Annotated in this window: 14 protein-coding genes; 2 read left to right on the top strand and 12 right to left on the bottom strand. The window is 67.9% G+C overall.

What is annotated here, in order from left to right; genetic code table 11:
- Window positions 1-76 precede the first annotated feature (76 nt).
- The 6 genes from ACQG3P_RS10745 to ACQG3P_RS10770 form a co-directional block, all read right to left on the bottom strand.
- Window positions 77-610 (bottom strand): GNAT family protein, encoded by a 534-nt coding sequence (locus ACQG3P_RS10745; protein WP_320457616.1) that lies wholly within the window; start codon window positions 608-610, stop codon window positions 77-79.
- On the bottom strand, window positions 603-3,728 hold the full coding sequence (locus ACQG3P_RS10750) for an efflux RND transporter permease subunit (protein WP_426805025.1): 3,126 nt from the start codon (window positions 3,726-3,728) through the stop codon (window positions 603-605). The genes ACQG3P_RS10745 and ACQG3P_RS10750 overlap by 8 nt, the downstream gene beginning before the upstream one ends.
- Window positions 3,725-4,903: an efflux RND transporter periplasmic adaptor subunit gene (locus ACQG3P_RS10755; protein ID WP_426805026.1), complete on the bottom strand. Its 1,179-nt coding sequence runs from the start codon at window positions 4,901-4,903 to the stop codon at window positions 3,725-3,727. The genes ACQG3P_RS10750 and ACQG3P_RS10755 overlap by 4 nt, the downstream gene beginning before the upstream one ends.
- Window positions 4,904-5,296: 393 nt before the next feature.
- Window positions 5,297-7,357 (bottom strand): TonB-dependent copper receptor, encoded by a 2,061-nt coding sequence (locus ACQG3P_RS10760; protein WP_426805027.1) that lies wholly within the window; start codon window positions 7,355-7,357, stop codon window positions 5,297-5,299.
- A 74-nt stretch (window positions 7,358-7,431) separates the two neighbouring features.
- The gene (locus ACQG3P_RS10765) at window positions 7,432-7,953 is read right to left on the bottom strand and encodes a DUF2946 family protein (protein WP_426805028.1); all 522 of its coding nucleotides are present in this window, start codon (window positions 7,951-7,953) and stop codon (window positions 7,432-7,434) included.
- Between the two features lie 238 nt (window positions 7,954-8,191).
- Complete coding sequence (locus ACQG3P_RS10770) at window positions 8,192-9,175, bottom strand: LysR family transcriptional regulator (RefSeq protein ID WP_426805029.1); 984 nt, start codon at window positions 9,173-9,175, stop codon at window positions 8,192-8,194.
- Between the two features lie 169 nt (window positions 9,176-9,344).
- Here ACQG3P_RS10770 and cysK point away from each other — a divergent pair, with 169 nt between their 5' ends.
- Together cysK and ACQG3P_RS10780 are read left to right on the top strand one after the other, a co-directional pair.
- Entirely contained in the window at window positions 9,345-10,304 is a 960-nt protein-coding gene (cysK, locus tag ACQG3P_RS10775; protein ID WP_426805030.1) for a cysteine synthase A, read from the top strand.
- Window positions 10,305-10,534: 230 nt separating this feature from the next.
- On the top strand, window positions 10,535-11,131 hold the full coding sequence (locus ACQG3P_RS10780; protein ID WP_068853846.1) for an O-acetyl-ADP-ribose deacetylase: 597 nt from the start codon (window positions 10,535-10,537) through the stop codon (window positions 11,129-11,131).
- On the opposite strand, the gene ACQG3P_RS10785 is transcribed toward ACQG3P_RS10780, so the two are convergent.
- The 6 genes from ACQG3P_RS10785 to ACQG3P_RS10810 all read right to left on the bottom strand — a co-directional run.
- Window positions 11,025-12,443, bottom strand: a complete 1,419-nt coding sequence (locus ACQG3P_RS10785; RefSeq protein ID WP_426805031.1) for a M1 family metallopeptidase — start codon at window positions 12,441-12,443, stop codon at window positions 11,025-11,027. The genes ACQG3P_RS10780 and ACQG3P_RS10785 overlap by 107 nt on opposite strands.
- Window positions 12,444-12,530: 87 nt before the next feature.
- Entirely contained in the window at window positions 12,531-13,535 is a 1,005-nt protein-coding gene (locus ACQG3P_RS10790) for a class I fructose-bisphosphate aldolase (RefSeq protein ID WP_093533681.1), read from the bottom strand.
- A gap of 140 nt (window positions 13,536-13,675) precedes the next feature.
- Window positions 13,676-15,142: a pyruvate kinase gene (gene pyk / locus ACQG3P_RS10795; RefSeq protein ID WP_068853848.1), complete on the bottom strand. Its 1,467-nt coding sequence runs from the start codon at window positions 15,140-15,142 to the stop codon at window positions 13,676-13,678.
- Window positions 15,143-15,322: 180 nt separating this feature from the next.
- The gene (locus ACQG3P_RS10800; RefSeq protein WP_426805045.1) at window positions 15,323-16,003 is read right to left on the bottom strand and encodes an HAD hydrolase-like protein; all 681 of its coding nucleotides are present in this window, start codon (window positions 16,001-16,003) and stop codon (window positions 15,323-15,325) included.
- 5 nt (window positions 16,004-16,008) lie between these two features.
- Window positions 16,009-17,184, bottom strand: a complete 1,176-nt coding sequence (locus tag ACQG3P_RS10805) for a phosphoglycerate kinase (protein ID WP_426805032.1) — start codon at window positions 17,182-17,184, stop codon at window positions 16,009-16,011.
- A 132-nt stretch (window positions 17,185-17,316) separates the two neighbouring features.
- Window positions 17,317-17,509: DUF3999 family protein (locus tag ACQG3P_RS10810; RefSeq protein ID WP_426805033.1), on the bottom strand; the 193-nt coding region annotated here is incomplete at its 5' end.

Genomic DNA, 17,509 nt, shown 5'->3' on the forward strand with positions numbered 1-17,509 from the left:
AAAATGAAGGACGTCCCGTCGGCTGGAAGGGACCGGTCGATTCTCCATCATCGAGCGCCAGCCCGATAGGGCCGATTTACGGGGTGCGGACCCTGGCAAACCGCCGCAGGTCGTGCAGCTGGCCGCGCTTGAACACGGCGCAGCGGGCCGTTCCTTCTTCCTGGAACCCGTTGCCGAGCAGCACGCGGGCCGATCCTTCGTTGAAATCCAGCACTTCGGCCTGCAGCCTGAACAGGCGCAGCTCGTCCATCACCCAGGGGGCGAACAGGCCTACCACGCGGGTCATCCAGCCCTGCCCCCAGTATGCGCGACCCAGCCAGTAGCCCAGCTCAGCGGTGTGCCCACGTTCGGCCACGCCCGGTTGGGCGCCGATGCTGCCGCAGGCGGCGCCGTCGATCTCGATGGCCAGGTTGAGCGTCTCCGGGGCCAGGATCCGGCCGCCGAGGAAGGCCTCGCCGTCTTCCCGGGTGTACGGGAACGGGAAGCGGTCGCGCAGCCCGCGCGAGACCGCCTCGTCGTTGGCATGCCGCAGCAGCGCCTCCAGATCGTCGCTGCGCCAGGGGCGCAGCACGAATCCGGGGCCTTCCAGCCGCAGCGGCCGGTCAGGCATGGCCACCGACCGACGGGGTGTCGGCTTCCTGCTGTTCCAGCTCGCGGGCCACGGCTTCGGGCGAGCGCGTGTACGGGGCCAGCAGCGAATAGAACGCCGGGACCACGAACAACGACAGGAAGGTAGAGACGGTGACACCGAAGATCACTACGATGCCGATCGTTCCGCGGCTTGCCGAACCCGGGCCGCCGGCGACCACCAGCGGGATGGCACCGACCACGGTGGCGATGGAGGTCATCAGGATCGGACGCAGGCGCACCATGGCCGATTCGACGATGGCCCGGTGCACGTCGCGCCCTTCGTCGCGCAGCTGGTTGGCGAATTCGACGATCAGGATCCCGTTCTTCGCGGCAAGGCCGACCAGCATCACGATGCCGATCTGGCTGAACAGGTTGATGGTGCCCCCGCTCACGTACAGGCCCAGCAGGGCGCCGAGCACGCCCAGTGGCACGGTGAGCATGATCACCAGCGGGTGGATGAAGCTTTCGAACTGCGCGGCCAGCACCAGGTACACCACCAGCAGCGCCATGGCGAAAGTGAGCAGCACCGCGCTGCCGGCGTTCTGGTATTCGCGCGATTCGCCCTTCCAGTCGATCTGCGCGTGCTGCGGCAGTTCTTCGCGTGCGGTCTGCTGGGCCCAGGCGATGGCCTCGCCGAGCGGGTAGCCCGGGGCCAGCCCGGCGGTGATGGTGATCGCGCGCAGGCGGTTGAAGCGGTTGAGGTTGCCCGCTTCGGCCACTTCGCTGAGCGTGACCAGGTTGGACAGCGGCACCAGTTCGCCATTGGTGGCGCGCACGCGGATAGCGGCCAGGTCGTCGGGCGAGGCGCGGCCTTCGCGGCCGGCCTGGACCAGCACGTCGTACTCTTCGCCGTTGTCGACGAAGGTGGTGACGCGGCGCGAGCCCATCATGGTCTCCAGCGCCGAACCAATGGCGGTGACCGAGACGCCCAGGTCGGCCGCACGCTGGCGGTCGATGTTCACCCGCATCTGCGGGCGGGTTTCCTTGTAGTCCGAGTCCGGCCCAACCAGGCCGGGGTTGTCGGCCATGCGTTCGAGCATGCGGTCGCGCCACTGCGCGATTTCAGCGTATTCGGGGCCGCCAAGCACGATCTGGAACGGCTGGCCCTGGCTGCGGACCAGGCCGCCGCCGACCTGGGTGCGCACGCGCACGCCACGGATGCCGTCGAGGTCCTTCTGCAGTTCGGCGGCCACGTCGGGGGTGGCGGTGGAACGTTCGCGCCATGGCTGCAGGAACACGCTGATGCGGCCGGTGTGCATTTCCTCGCTGGCCCCGAAGCCGCCGGGCACGCGCGGGTTGGCGCGCACGATGGGCTTGTCCGCGCCGACGTACCCGGCCACGACCTTTTCCACTTCCTGCACCTGGCCCACGGTGTAGTCGTAGCCGGCGCCCTCGGGGCCGTCGATCATGATCTGGAAGGAACCGCGGTCTTCGGCCGGGGCCAATTCGGACGGCAGCACCTTCAACAGCAGCGCGCTGGCTGCGAGCGACAGCAGCATCACCACGACGTAGATCCAGATCTTGCCGACGTGGGCATCCAGCACGCGTCCGTAGGATGCCGAGACGCGGTCGAGGTTTCGGTTGATGAAACCGTGCAGGCCCTTGGGCGGCTGTCCGGTGTGCGGCTTGAGCAGCTTGGAGGCCATCATCGGGGTCAGGGTCAGCGACACGAACGCCGACAGCGCCACGGCGGCGGCCAGGGCCACGGCCAGTTCGCGGAACAGGCGGCCGGTGTTGCCTTCGAGGAAACCGACCGGCAGGAACACGGCAACCAGCACGGCCGTGGTGGCGATGACCGCGAAGGCCACCTGCGCGGTACCACGCTTGGACGCCACCAGCGGCGGCTCGCCCAGGTCGATGCGGCGCTGCACGTTTTCGACCACGACGATGGCATCGTCCACCACCAGGCCGATACACAGCACCAGTGCGAGCAGGGTGAGCAGGTTGATCGAGAAGCCGAACGCATACAGGGCGATGAAGGCGGCCACCAGGCACACCGGCACGGTCACGGCGGGAATCAACGCAGCGCGGAAGCTGCCGAGGAACAGCCAGATCACCACCAGCACCAGCAGCATGGCTTCCACCAGCGTGGCGTAGACGCGGTCCACCGCCGCTTCGATGAAGGTGGTGTTGTCGAAGGCCACGAAGATGTGGGTGCCTTCGGGCAGGGTCTGGCCGACCCGTTCGGCTTCGGCGCGCGCGGTGCGGGCCACGTCCAGCGAGTTGGCGGTGGAGGTCTTGACGATGCCCAGGCCGATGCCGGGCTCGCCGTTGCTGCGGTAGTAGGCGCGGCGTTCGGACGAGGCCAGTTCGATCTTTGCGACGTCGCCCATGCGCACCACGTAGCCATCAGCGCCCTTGCCGAGCGGGATGGTGGCGAAGTCTTCCGGCTTTACGTAGTTGCGCTCCACGCGCAGGGTGAAATCGCGGTCGGCCGATTCGATGCGGCCGGCCGGCAGCTCGACGTTCTCGTTGCGCAACGCGGTTTCCACGTCGCCCACGGTCAGGCCGCGCGCGGCGAGCTGGTCGCGGTCGAGCCAGATGCGCATGGCATAGCGCTGGCGCCCGCCGATGCGGACCTGGGCCACGCCATCGAGGCTGGAGAAGCGGTCGACCACGTAGCGGTCGGCGTAGTCGCTCAGCTCCAGCGTGTTCATGCTGGAAGAGGTCATGTTGAACCAGATGATCGGGTCGGCGTCGCTCTCGACCTTGGCGATTTCCGGCGGGCGCGCCTCTTCGGGCATGCGGTCGGCGACGCGGCTGACGGCGTCGCGCACGTCGTTGGCGGCCGCTTCGATATCGCGGTTGGAGGTGAATTCGATGCTGACCTGGGCGCGGCCGTTGGAGCTGCGCGCGTTGATGGTGTCGATGCCTTCGATGCCGGCCAGGGCGTCTTCCAGCACCTGGGTGATGCGGCTTTCAATGACGGCCGCCGAGGCGCCGGTGTAATCGACGGAGACCGAGACGATCGGCGGGTCGATCGCGGGCAGCTCGCGCAGGGTCAGGCGGGTGAACGACATGATGCCCAGCACGACCAGCAGCAGGCTCATCACCACGGCAAACACCGGCCGCTGGATGGAGATGTTGGAGAGTTTCATCCGGCGCTGCCCACGGGCGCTGCAGCGGCGGTCGCGCCGGTCGGGGCGCGGGTAGTGCCGGCCGGGGCCGGATCGGTGGCCTTCTCCGCGGCCGGGGTGGCGGCCGGGGTGGCGGGCGCAGGGGCCGGCGCTGCGGCCGGTGCGGCGGTGTCGTTGACCTTCAGGCCGGGACGCAGCTTGCCGGTGCCGTCGACGACGATGCGGTCGCCTGCCTTGAGCCCTTCACGGATTTCAACGACGCCGGAGCGGCGCGCGCCGCTGACCACGTCGACGCGCTCGACCACGTGGTCGGGTTTGACGCGGAACACGAACGAATCGCGGCCGACCTGGACCACGGCGATTTCGGGAATGACCAACGCCTGGCGTTCGGGACGGAACATGCGCACGTCGAGCAGCATGCCCGGGCGCAGGGCGTGGTCGGCGTTGATGAAGTCGGCGCGCACGGTGACGGCGCGGGTACCGGGATCGACGCGGGTATCGATGGTGGCCACGTCGCCTTCGAAGGTGCGGCCCGGGTAGGCCACGCTGGTGGCGCTGACCTTGTCGCCCTTGGCCAGCGAGGCCAGTTCGGCTTCGGGCACCTGGAAATCGACGTGCATGCGTTCGATGTCGTCGAGGGTGGCGATGACGGTGGTGGGGGTGACGAGCGACCCTTCGCTGACCTGGCGGATGCCGAGCACGCCGGCAAACGGGGCACGCACGCGGCGGTCGCCGATGTCGGACTGCATTTCGCGCACGCGGGCTTCGGCGGCGTCGCGGATGGCGCGCTGGGTGTCGAGGGTGGCACTGGCGACGAGCTGCTGGGCCGCCAGTTCACGCTGGCGCTTGTACAGCTGGTCGGCTTCGGCAAAGGTGGCCTGGGCCTGCAGCAGGGCGGCTTCCTGGGCCTGGCCGCGCAGGGTCACCAGGGGGGTGCCGGCGGAGACCTGCTGGCCGCTGTCGAAGTGCACGGTGTCGATGATTTCGCTGACTTTGGCGGTGATGGTCACCGACTCGCGGGCCTTGGCGGTGCCGAGTGCCTGCAGGGTGTCGCTCCAGGCGGAGGTCTGCACGACCTGGGTGGTCACCGGCACGACTTCGGCCTGCCGGCGGGCGGCTTGGTCCTTGCTGCCACACCCGGCCAGGATGGCCAGGCCGAGGCCGGCAATGATGCGTGCGGTGATGCGTCCCGACATGAAGTACAGCCCTTGATGTTCCACGACCGGCAAGTGTAGCCACCGCCCGCGTCAGGCATATGTGCCAAGCGTTTACCGGCACCTTCACATCACCCGGTGACACGCGCAACCCCTTTCGTGCTGGGGCCTGCGGAGCATGTAACGGCATGTGTCAACGCATGTCGGATTGCGTCGTGCGCCGTTGGCAAAGTCAACGGCGAAAAGCCGGCGTCCGCAATGTCACGAGCCGGAGTCCGACGGGCAGCCCCCTACGGGACACGCCGTAAACCCATCCGTGGGGGCTTGGCAAAAACATCCATGTTTTTGACAGTCCCGTAGGGGGCTACCCGCCGGCCTCCTCGAAGCATGGTCGTGCGCGGCCAGTAGCGCAGACCAACGCCATTGCTCTTCACCTCAGTACCGGTAGTTCACCTTCATCCAGACCGTGCGGCCGGGTTCGTTGATGCGCACCGGATCGGCGGGGAAGCCGAAATCGGCGCTGCCGGCGAGGTTGAGGTGCTCGCTGTAGGCGCGGTCGAACAGGTTGTCCACGCCCGCGCTGAGCTGCAGGGCGTCGCTGATCCGGTAGCCGGCGTTGAGCGCGAGCGTGGCGAAGCCTGCGCTTGGGCCCAGGTCACGCGCGACCACGTTGCCCTGCCCCGGCGCCACGCGGTGCTGGCGGGTCACTGCGCGGGCGAGTGCACCTGCACTCCAGCGCGCGCCTTCCCAGCCTGCGCTCAGGCGTGCTTCCAGCGGCGGCATCTGCGGCAGTGCGCCGCCATCGGTGCGGTTTTCGCCCCATGCGTAGGCGAGCGTGCCGCCGAGTTTCCAGCCCTGCCCGAGCGCGAACTCGGCGCCCGCTTCGGCACCGGCAATCCGCGCATTGATGTTGGTGGCCTGGGTGGTGCTGCCCATCATGCCGCCGTCGCGGTAGGTGAACAGGATGTAGTCCTGGAGGCGCCCGGCATACGCCGAGACCCATGCGTTGACCCGCTCATCCCGGTACTGCAGGCCGATGTCGAGCTGGGTGGTTTTCTCCGGCTGCACCGCGCTGAAAGCGTTGATGCTGCCGGCCGGCCCCATGTCAGGCGAGAACAACTCCCAGTAATCGGGCATGCGTTCGCTGTGGCCGATACCGGCGTAGGTGGTCAGCGCGCTGCTGATGTCCCGCTCGAAACGCAGGAAACCACTGCCCAGGTCTTCGCGGCGGCGCTGGCCTGCGGTGGGGTTCGGCATCGCCATCATGCCGGTGGTGGCGCGCTCGTCGGTGACTTCCGCGCGATCGATGCGCAGCCCGCTGACCCAACGTTGCGCGGTGCCTTCGCCCAGGGTGATCTCGGTGAACACGCCCTGGTTCTTCTGGCGTGCGTCGGTCGACCATGGCGTGAGCCGGTAGGTGTTGCGGCCCATGCCGTTGCGGCTGCGGTGGCGGCTGTCGAGCGCATCCACGCCGGCGACGATGGCGATGTCCTGCCAGCGCCATTCGGAGGCGATGCGCCCGCCGGTGGTGCGGCGATCAACATTCGAGGCCATGGGCATCGGCATGCTGCTGGCCGGGTTCGGCTCGCGCAGGGTGTAGTTGTCCATGACGTGGTCGGCGTCGTTGTAGTAGACGTTGGCCTGCAGTTTGTCCCACGCGCCGGGCAGGTTGTCGCGTTCGAAGCGCGCGGCGTAGCTGGTGCGCTTGAACGCGGCGCCATCCATGCCACGCCCGGCGTAGCGCGCGATGGCATCGCCGGTGCCGGCGGAGAGCTCCAGCATGGTGTCGGCATCCGGGGTCCAGCCCACGGCGACATCGCTGTTCCACTTGCGCCACTTGGACGGCACCACCTCGCCATTGCCGTCCTTGTAGTCATCGGCTTCGGAGCGGTTGCCATTGACGCGCACGTAGCCCTGCGAGGCACCGGCGGTGAGGTCCAGCACCTGGTCGTTGCGGTTGCGCGAGCCGACCAGCGCGCTGGCGTCCAGGTCGATGCCCGGGGCGTCGAAACGCGGGGTATCGCGTTCGAACCGCACCGTGCCCGCTGAAGCGCCGGCACCCCAGCGCACGCTCTGCGGGCCTTTGATGATGGTCAGCCGGTCGAAGGTTTCCGGGGCGATGTAGGACAGCGGGTTGTCCATGCGCGAGGGGCAGGCACCGATCAGGTTGCCTTCGTTGCTGACGATGTTCAGGCGCGAACCGAACATGCCGCGCAGCACCGGGTCGCCATTGGTGCCGCCGTTGCGGATGGCGGCGAAGCCGGGCACGGTCTTGAGGTAATCGGCACCGTCGCTGGCCGGCACCGGCTGGCGCGGCAGTCGCGGGTCGGTGACCCAGTGCAGCGGCGACGAGGGCGCACTGGCGGTGACCACCAGGGTGTCGAGCGTGCGCGCGTCGTCGCGCTCGGCGGCCTGCAGCGGCAGCGCGGCCAGGGCAAGCGACAGGGAAACAGACAGGCGCGTCAGTGCGCCCGCGCTGCGGGAGGAAAGCTTCATGCTGGAACTCCGGAAAACGCACAGGCGCGCGGCGCCATCACGGCGTCGCGCAGCAGGAAAATGAAAGGGCGGTTTCAGGCGTGAAGCGGGGGACCCCGCGCGGCATGGGCAGGCCAGCGCAGACTGCGCGGCGCGGCGACGGTGCGCAGCACCGGTGGGGCGATGACTGGCAGCGCCGGCAGCAGGACGATCAGCACTGCCAGCCACGGCATCAGGCGCGAGGCCATCATGCAGTATTCGCAGGCCTCGCCATGGCCGGCATGCGGGTCGATGGGGGCAGCGGGTTCAGTGTCGGCCACTGCGGCGGCATGCCCTGACATGTCGTGCATGGACATGTGGTGCATCGCCGTGGCATGCGTCGCGCTGTCGCTTGCCGCCATCGCGTGCATGTCGTGATGCGACATGCCGGAATCCGGCGTGGGGGCAACGTCGACTGCGCCGCTGGGCATCACGTGCGCCATGCCACCGGGCATCAGCATCACCGACGGGCCCTGCGCCTGCTGCCAGCGGCTGACCAGTGGCGCCAACGCCATCAGCAGCGTCGCCACGAAGGCGAGCTGCAGCAGGACGGCAAACGGGCGGCGACGGCGGTTCACGGTGCGATTGTAACGGCGGGTTTCCGTGCGCACGCCGCTGAATGGGCATCTGCGACCAAGCGTCGCAGGGACGGCGTGACGACCAACGGTCGTCACCTACCGGACCCCGGACCGAGGGACGGCGTGACGACCAACGGTCGTCACCTACCGGACTCCGGAGCGAGGGAACGCGTGACGACCAACGGTCGTCACCTACCGGACGCCGGACCGGTAGCGCCCGACCGTTGGTCGGGCGGCGTCAGACCGTAATGGTCTGGGTCAGCGATTCCCACGTCGGCGGCAACGGCCAATCGGCCTCTTGGTTGCCGTCGATGACCCGGCGCAGGTCGCGGGTGTCGATCTGCGGGGCCAGCACGTGAACCAGTTCCAGCGCGTAGTCGCGCAGCACGCGGTCGCGCGGCAGCACCGCCCAGGCGATGCATTCGTCGATCGGCGCCGGCGCCGGCCACGAGCGCAGGTCTTCATCGCCGGCATTGACCGCCATTTCGGCCAGCAGGCCCACGCCCAGGCCGGTGCGCACGTAGGTCTTGATCAGGTCCGCATCCAGCGCGGTCAGCGCGATGTCCGGGGTCAGCCCGGAGGCAGCGAAGGCGCGCTGCAGCGAGGAGCTGCCGCGGGTGGAGGATTCGTAGCTGATCAGCGGCTGGGTCGACAGCGCCAGCAGGTCCGGGGCGGCACCGGGGCGGTCGAGCGGATGGCCGCGCGGTACCAGCACCAGCCGGCGCCAGCGGTACAGCGGAATGGCGATGCCGGCGGTGGGTTCGGCGCCGGCGGTGCTGATGATGGCGATATCCGCATCGCCCTGGCTGAGCAGATCCAGCGCGTCGCTTTCGGCGGCCTGCTGCAGGTGCACGCTGACCTGCGGGTAGGCCTGCTTGATGCGCGCCACCGCCGGCGGCAGCACGAACCTTGCTTGGGTGTGGGTAGTGGTCAGGATCAACTGGCCCTGGCTCTCGCGGCGCTGGTTGGCGGCGTAGGTGCGGATGTTGTTCGCTTCGGACAGCACTGCGCGGGCGCGGCCGATCACTTCCACGCCGGCGGGGGTCACCGCTTCCAGGCTGCGACCCTTGCGCACGAACAGCAGGAAGCCCAGTTCATCTTCCAGCTGCTTGAGCTGCTTGGACAGCCCGGGCTGGGTGGCATGCACCCGGGAGGCCGCCAGCGTGATGTTGAGCTCGGCGTCGGCGATGGCGACCAGGTAACGGAGTTGGGTCAGCGTCATGGGCGTGCGCGCAGCAGGAAGGAAGGGGTCAAGCCGACTGTAAGGCAGTTGCCGTCACCAGCTTATAACCAAATGTTGTTTATGAAGGTAATCAGGTCATTTCGCGCGCTCATATGCCGGCGCTACGGTCTGGCGGAACCCGTCATCCCTCTATCCGTGGAGCTTTCCCATGGCCCTGTACAACTCGATCCTGGACACCATCGGCAATACCCCGGTGGTGCGCCTGAACCGCATTGCCCCCGACCACGTCACCCTGTACGCGAAGGTGGAGTCGTTCAATCCCGGCGGGTCGGTGAAAGACCGCCTGGCGCTTGCGATCATCCTGGACGCCGAAGCCCGCGGGGTGCTCAAGCCTGGCGACACCATCGTGGAGGCCACCTCCGGCAACACCGGCGTGGCGCTGGCCATGGTGGCCGCCGCGCGCGGCTACAAGTTCGTGGCCACGATGGTGGAGACCTTCTCGATCGAGCGCCGCAAGCTGATGCGCGCCTACGGCGCCAAGGTGATCCTGACCCCGGCCGCCGAACGCGGCTCGGGCATGGTCAAGCGCGCCCGCGAGCTGGCCGAGGAACACGGCTGGTTCCTGGCCAGCCAGTTCACCAACCCGGCCAACCCGGCCTACCACCGCAACACCACGGCGGCCGAGATCCTGCGCGACTTCGCCGGCACGCGGCTGGATTACTTCGTGACCGGCTGGGGCACCGGCGGCACCCTCACCGGGGTGGGCGAGGTGCTCAAGGTGGCCCGCCCGGAAACGCGCATCATCGCCACTGAACCGGAAGGCGCGGCGCTGCTGGGCGGCGCGGAGTGGAAGCCGCACAAGATCCAGGGCTGGACCCCGGACTTCGTGCCGGACGTGCTCAACCGCGAGGTCTACGACGAACTGCTGAGCATCGACGACGCCCGCGCGATTGAAACGTCGCGCCGGCTGGCGGCCGAGGAAGGCATCTTCGTCGGCATCTCGGCCGGTGCCACGGTGGCCAGCGCGCTGGATGTGGCGGCCAAGGCTGAGCCCGGCAGCGTGCTGCTGGCGATGCTGCCCGATACCGGCGAGCGCTACTTCTCCACGCCGCTGTTTGCCGACATCAACGAAGGCTCCGACGACGAGTGGCTGGCCGGCACCCCCTGAACCGGCTGCCTTGGCTGAACGTGACGCCCACCGCTGCGGTGGGCGTTTTCGTTTCCAACGCGACCTTCATCTGCCGTGAAGCCAGCCCGCCGCAAGGTAGCGGTGTTGGGCGGTGCCCGCCGGGTCGCACTGCCTGAGACGACGATGACGCAGCCTAGATGCCCTGGCCGCTAGCGTGTGTGGCGGCAGTCATCCCGTTGTATGGACCCGGTATAGAAGGAGCGGCACGCATGAAGATCGAAGTGTGGCAGGGCGACATCACGACCCTGGCGGTGGATGCGATCGTCAATGCGGCCAACGAGTCCCTGCTTGGCGGGGGTGGCGTGGATGGGGCGATCCATCGCGCGGCCGGCCCGCAGCTGCTGGCCGAGTGTGCGGCGTTGCCGGAGATCCGCCCGGGCATGCGCTGCCCGACCGGTGAAGTACGCGCCACGGCCGGCTACAACCTGCCGGCAAAGCACGTGCTGCACACGGTGGGCCCGGTGTGGCAGGACGGCCTGCGCGATGAGCCGGCGCTGCTGGCCAACTGCTACTGGAAATCGCTGCAGCTGGCCGAGAAACTGGGCCTGACGTCGATCGCGTTCCCGGCGATCAGTTGCGGCGTGTTCGGCTACCCGCTGCACCAGGCCGCGCATATCGCGGCCACCGAGACATTGACGTGGCAGCGTTCGCACCGCGAACCGCAGCGGATCATCCTGGTGGCCTATAACGCCGCGACCTTCAAGGTGTACCAGCAGGCGCTTGCGGCGCTGGGGCAACCGGTGGAGGTGGCGGGGCCGTTGCCGCCGCTGGCTGCTGGGATGGAGCTTCCAGCTGCAGCACCGTAGGCCGGACGGGCGTTGGCGCATATACCCATTCGTTGAAGAACGGCTGCAGTGAACGCCCTGCTGCGTGTTCCATCGCCTGCTGGAAATCCGCGGTCTCCACGCTCTTTCCATCATGCGCGCGGCTGTACTCGCGGATGCCACGCCAGAACGCATCTTCACCCAACGCCTCACGCAGCAGGTGCAGTACGTAAGCCCCCTTCTGGTACACCACGGCGCGGTCATCACCGGTAGGCGCCTTCCAGCTCCCATACACCAGCGCGTGGTCGGCGCCCTTGGCACGCAGCGCCTCCACCCGCGTGCGCCAGCGCTGCACCTGCGCCTGGTACGCCGCTTCGCCCTGCGCCTGCTGCAGGTAGGCGGCGGTCATGAAATTGGCGAAACCTTCGTTGAGCCAGAAGTGCTCCCAGCCGATGCACGTCACCCGGTTGCCCCACCACTGGTGGGCGGCTTCGTGGGCGATCAGGGCGACGTGGTCCGGGTCGTCCAGCACTTCCTGCCCGTACGCCTCCGACATCAGCGACAGCCCGGCCATTTCCTGGCCGATGGTGTCGGCCACCAGCGCCTGTTCGTAGTCGCCGCGATAAGGCAGGCCTGCACGCGCGGCAAAGAAATCGAGCATGTCACCGGTGCGCGCGAAGATCGCCTGCAGCTGCCCGGGCGAGCGTTCGGCGGACAGGAAGCGCAGCGCGGTGTCGCCGTGCCGTGCGCGGAACTGCTGGTAACGGCCTGCGGCAAACCCATACACGTAGCCGGGCATCGGCGTATCCAGCCGCCAGCGGTGTTCGATGCGGCCGTCGGCGAGCGCACGTGCGGGCAGCGTGCGACCGCTGCCGGTGGCAAGCAGATCGTTGGGCAACGTCACCGACAGGGACAGCGTGGCGCGCTCATCGGGTGCATCCACCGAGGGCATCCACTGGCTGGTGGAGAAGATGGTGTAGACCTCGCTGCGCCCGGGGGCGAATTCGAGGCCGTACGCCGGCGTGCCGCTGTAGGTGATCTGCAGTGCTGCCTGTTCGTGGCGTTTGAGCGGTGCGTCAAAAAAGATGGTGACGGTTGCCTGCTGCTGTTGGAAGCGCAGCGGCCGCCCGTTCATGCCGACCGAGTTGATCTTGAGCTCGCCGCTGTCGAGCTGGATTTCGGACAGCCCGGGACGTTCCGAGCGCAGCTGCACGGTCTGCTGGCCGCTCACCTGCCTACGCGCGATGTCCGGCACAAGGGCGAGGTCGTAATGCAGTACATCAAAGTCCCGCGCCGCGGCATTGGCTGCGGTGGCGGGGAACAACAGGAACAGCCAGGTCCATCCTGCTCGCATGAAGCCGCCTTGTAGAGCCGTTGGGGTGCCGATAAAAAAACGCCGGCATGGCGCCGGCGTCTTTTTCATTTCATGCGGCCGGCAGGATCAGCCGTTCCACTTGCCCAGTGCAGCCTGGCCGTTTTCCTTGGCGCGGTCGTACACGGTCTGCTGTGCCTTGGCGACGTTGGCCTTGGTGTCCTTGGCCCACAGCTTCAGCGCGGCCTGCTGCATGGCGCGGCCGTAGGAGAAGCTCAGCGGCCACGGCAGGTTGCCCATCTGGTTCATGGCGTTGAGGTGCGCGGTGGACTGCTCGTCACCCTGGCCGCCGGACAGGAACACCACGCCCGGCAGGATCGCCGGCACGGTGCTCTTGAGGCACATGACGGTCGATTCAGCCACTTCCTCGACGTCGGCCTGCTCTTCGCAGCCCTTGCCGGAGATGACCATCGAGGCCTTCAGGATGGTGCCTTCCAGCAGCACGTTCTGCTGGTACAGCGCGTCGAACAGCGAACGCAGGGTGGCTTCGGTGACTTCGTAGCAGGTTTCGATGTCGTGGTCGCCGTCCATGATCACTTCCGGCTCGACCATCGGCACCAGGCCGCATTCCTGGCACAGCGCGGCATAACGGGCCAGCGCATGGGCGTTGGACTCGATGCAGGTACCCGACGGAATGCTTTCGCCGATGTTGATGACCGCACGCCACTTGGCGAAACGCGCACCCAGCTTGTAGTACTCCTGCAGGCGCTCACGCAGGCCGTCGAGGCCTTCGGTGACCAGCTCGCCCGGGCAACCGGCCAGCGGATGGGCGCCCTTGTCGACCTTGATGCCCGGGATCATGCCGTTGTCGGCCATGTACTTGGCGAACGGCACGCCGTCCTTGGTGGACTGGCGGATGGTTTCGTCGTACAGGATCGCGCCGGAAATATGCTCGTTGAGCTTCGGCGTGGTCAGCAGCAGCTCGCGGTAGGCACGACGGTTCTCTTCGGTGTTCTCGATGCCCACGCTGGCGAAGCGCTTGGCGATGGTACCGGTGGATTCGTCGATGGCGATGATGCCCTTGCCCGGGGCGACCATGGCCTGGGCGGTTTCGGCCAGCTGTTCGATGCTCATGTATTTCCTGTGGCGGGTGCGGGAAAAACACGATTATAGCGGTCCCCTCCCGTGAACTGGCCGTTCATGGGGGATGGAAGCGCTTTCAATGTGAACGGGTGGACCGCTGGGTCGGCGTGCGACCCAGCGTCCGGCGTTCCTTACAGGTCGCCCAAGCCACTGGCGCGGCCGTCTTCACCTACTTCCAGCAGGCGCAGGGTGTTGGTGGCGCCATGGGTTTCCATGTGCTCGCCGCTGGTGAACACCACGCGGTCGCCGGCCTGCAGCTGGTTGGCTTCCACCAGCAGGCGGATGCTGCCGCGTGCGGCTTCGCGCGGGGTGAAGCCGCGGCTGTCGAAGTTGATCGGGAACACATCGCGCATCAGCGCCATCTGGCGGCGGGCACCGTCGTGACGGGTCACCGCGAACACCGGGGCCGAGGCGCGGAAGCGCGACAGGTAACGGGCGGTGCCACCGGATTCGGTCATCGCCACGATCGCGCGTACGCCCACGTGCTGGGACAGGAACATGGTGGCCATGGCGATGGCCTGGTCGGCACGTTCCAGGTTGCGCGGCGAGGCGCCGAAATCGGTTTCGGTCTGGAACTGGCGTTCGGCACCCAGGCAGATGCGCGCCATGGCTTCCACGGCCTTCACCGGGTAGGCGCCGGCGGCGGTTTCGGCCGACAGCATCACCGCATCGGTACCGTCGATGACCGAGTTGGCCACGTCCAGCACTTCGGCGCGGGTCGGGATCGGGCTTTCGACCATCGACTGCAGCATCTGGGTGGCGGTGATCACCACCTTGTTCTGGGCCAGCGAGGCCTTGATGATCTTCTTCTGCAGGCCCGGCAGTTCGGCATCGCCGATTTCCACGCCCAGGTCACCGCGCGCCACCATCACCACATCGCTGGCGTCGACGATTTCTTCGAGGTTCTCGATGGCTTCGGTGCGCTCGATCTTGGAGACCAGCGCGGCGTAGCAGCCGTGCGATTCGGCGATGGCGCGGGCATCGTTCATGTCCTGCGCGTTGCGGCAGAAGGACACGGCGATGAAATCCACGCCGATCTTGGCCACGATGCCGATCAGCTCCTTGTCGCGTTCGGTCAGCGCGCCCAGCGAAAGGCCACCGCCCTGCTTGTTCAGGCCCTTGCGGTCGGACAGCACGCCATCGTTGAGCACGGTGTTGACGATGCGCTCGCCCTGCACTTCGACCACCTGCAGCTGCATCAGGCCGTCGTCGAGCAGCAGCACGTCACCGGCCACCACGTCCTGCGGCAGGCCCAGGTAGCTCACGCCGACCTGGGTGGTGTCGCCGGCCGGCGCATTGGCCGAGGCGACCAGGTCGAAGCGGTCGCCCGCCTTGAGGTGGATCTTGCCTTCGGTGAAACGCTCGATGCGGATCTTCGGGCCCGGCAGGTCGGCCAGGATGCCCACTTCCACGCCCACGCGCTGCGCGGCGGCGCGCACGTCGGCGGCGCGCTTGGCCTGGCCGGACGGGTCACCGTGGCTGAAGTTGAGGCGGACCACGTTCACGCCGGCGCGGAACAGATCCTCCAGCACGCCCGGCGGGTCGGTTGCCGGTCCGAGGGTGGCAAGGATCTTCGTACGGCGCTGACGCTCAATCATGGTTAAAGGGCTCCCGGGAAAGGGTTGAAATTAGCACACCCTTCACGTCCCATGAATACGTTTACAGCATTGTCGCGTCTGGGTTTCGCCGATGTCCTGCAGACAGTCCATCCGGACCGCTCAGGACAGTAGCGGACCGGGTCACGACATGCGGCGGCGTACGGAGCGCCGCCGCGACGTTCAATCGATCAACGAGAGCAGCGCATCGGGGGTCGCGGCCAGGTTCCCCGCGCCCGCCGCCTGCAGTTCTTCGGCACCGCCAAAGCCCCACAGCACGCCGATGTTGCGCATGCCGTGATGGCGCGCGCCTTCGATATCCATGCGCCGGTCACCGATCATCCAGCACTGCGCCGCCGGCAGCATCAGCCGCCGCAGCGCTTCGGCCACCAGCTGGGGCTTTTCGCTGCGGCTGCCGTCCGGGGTGGCGCCGATGACATCCTCGAAGCACGCGCCAAACGGCAGGTGCTCGACGATGCGCCGCGCATGCGGCTCGTTCTTGGCGGTGACGATCGCCAGCCGGTGGCCGCGGGCGTGCAGCGCCTGGACGACCTGGCCGATGCGCGGGTAGACCTCGTGCTCACGCCAGCCGACCACGTCGAAGCGTTCGCGGTAATACGTCACCGCCTGCTCCACCTGGGCCGGATCGTCGAACAACGGCGCGAAGCTGGTGCGCAGCGACGGGCCGATCCAGCGCCGCAGTTCCTCCTGCGGCGGCACTGGGCGCCCCATTTCCGTGAGCGCATGCGCCACGCATTGGGTGATGCCCACCGCAGAGTCGATCAGGGTGCCGTCGAGGTCGAAGAACAGCGTGTCCCGGCGTTCATCGAAGTGGCGCCCAGTCGGCGCCACCCCCGATGCCATTGCCATCAGTTGCCCCGGGCTTCGAGCGCGGCCACTGCCGGCAGGGTCTTGCCTTCGAGGAACTCGAGGAAGGCGCCACCGCCGGTGGAGATGTAGCTGACCTGGTCGGCGATGTCGTACTTGTCGACCGCAGCCAGGGTATCGCCGCCACCGGCGATGGAGAACGCCGGCGAGCTGGCGATGGCCTGGGCCAGCGCCTGGGTGCCGTGGCTGAAGGATTCGAATTCGAACACGCCGACCGGGCCGTTCCAGACCACGGTGCCGGCCTTGGCGATCAACCCGGCGTAGTGCTGGGCGGTCTGCGGGCCGATATCCAGGATCAGGTCGTCTTCGGCCACGTCAGCCACCGCCTTGACGGTGGCTTCGGCATCCGGGAGGAACTGCTTGGCCACCACCACGTCCGTCGGCAGCGGAATATCGGCGCCACGTGCCTTGGCATCGGCGACGATCTTCTTCGCGGTCTCCAGCAGGTCCGGCTCGTACAGCGACTTGCCCACCGGATAGCCGGCGGCGGCGATGAAGGAGTTTGCGATCCCGCCCCCCACGATCAGCTGGTCGACCTTTCCGACCAGGTTGGCCAGCAACTCCAGCTTGGTGCTGACCTTGCTGCCGGCCACGATCGCCAGCAGCGGCTGGGCCGGGGCGAGCAGTGCCTTGGCCAATGCGTCCAGCTCGGCCATCAGCAGCGGGCCACCGGCGGCGACCGGGGCGAAGCGGATCACGCCGTGGGTGGAGGCCTGGGCGCGGTGCGCGGTGCCGAAGGCATCCATCACGAACACATCGCACAGCGCGGCGTACTTGCGCGACAGGGCTTCGTCATCCTTGCCCTCGCCCACGTTCATGCGGCAGTTTTCCAGCAGCACGATCGAACCCGGGGCCACGTCCACGCCGTCGACCCAATCGCGCACCAGCGGCACGTTCACGCCCAGCAGCTGCGACAGGCGCAGCGCCACCGGGGCCAGCGACTCGGCTTCGCTCCAGACGCCTTCCTGGGGTCGGCCCAGGTGCGAGGTGACCATCACCGCCGCGCCCTTTTCCAGCGCCAGCTTCAACGTCGGCAGCGATGCAGTGATGCGCTGCTCGGAGGTGATGCGGCCGTTTTCGATCGGCACGTTCAGGTCCTGGCGGATCAGCACGCGCTTGCCGGAAAGGTCGAGGTCGGTCATGCGAACGATGGACATGGGGCAGCAACTCTTTGGCGGAAAAGGAAAGGGCGCCGCGCACGGCGCAGACGCCCATTGTAACGATCCCTCGGCGCGTAACGACCAACGGTCGCAACGGGAAACCGACAGGTAGGTGACGACCGTTGGTCGTCACTCCCTGGCGCGGCCAGCCTGTCGCAGCAGGCTGGCCGCGAACCCGCCGACGATGAGCACGCCCAGCACCAGCAGGCCCCACAGCAGCCAGCGCTTCCAGTCGCGTACCGGCTGCACGGCCGCGTCGCCGCCGAGCGGCTGCGCGGCGCCCTGCACCGTGGCCAGCGCCGGTTGCCACTGCGCGCCCTGA

Source organism: Stenotrophomonas sp. SrG (genome assembly GCF_050031795.1).
Lineage (GTDB): Bacteria > Pseudomonadota > Gammaproteobacteria > Xanthomonadales > Xanthomonadaceae > Stenotrophomonas > Stenotrophomonas rhizophila_A.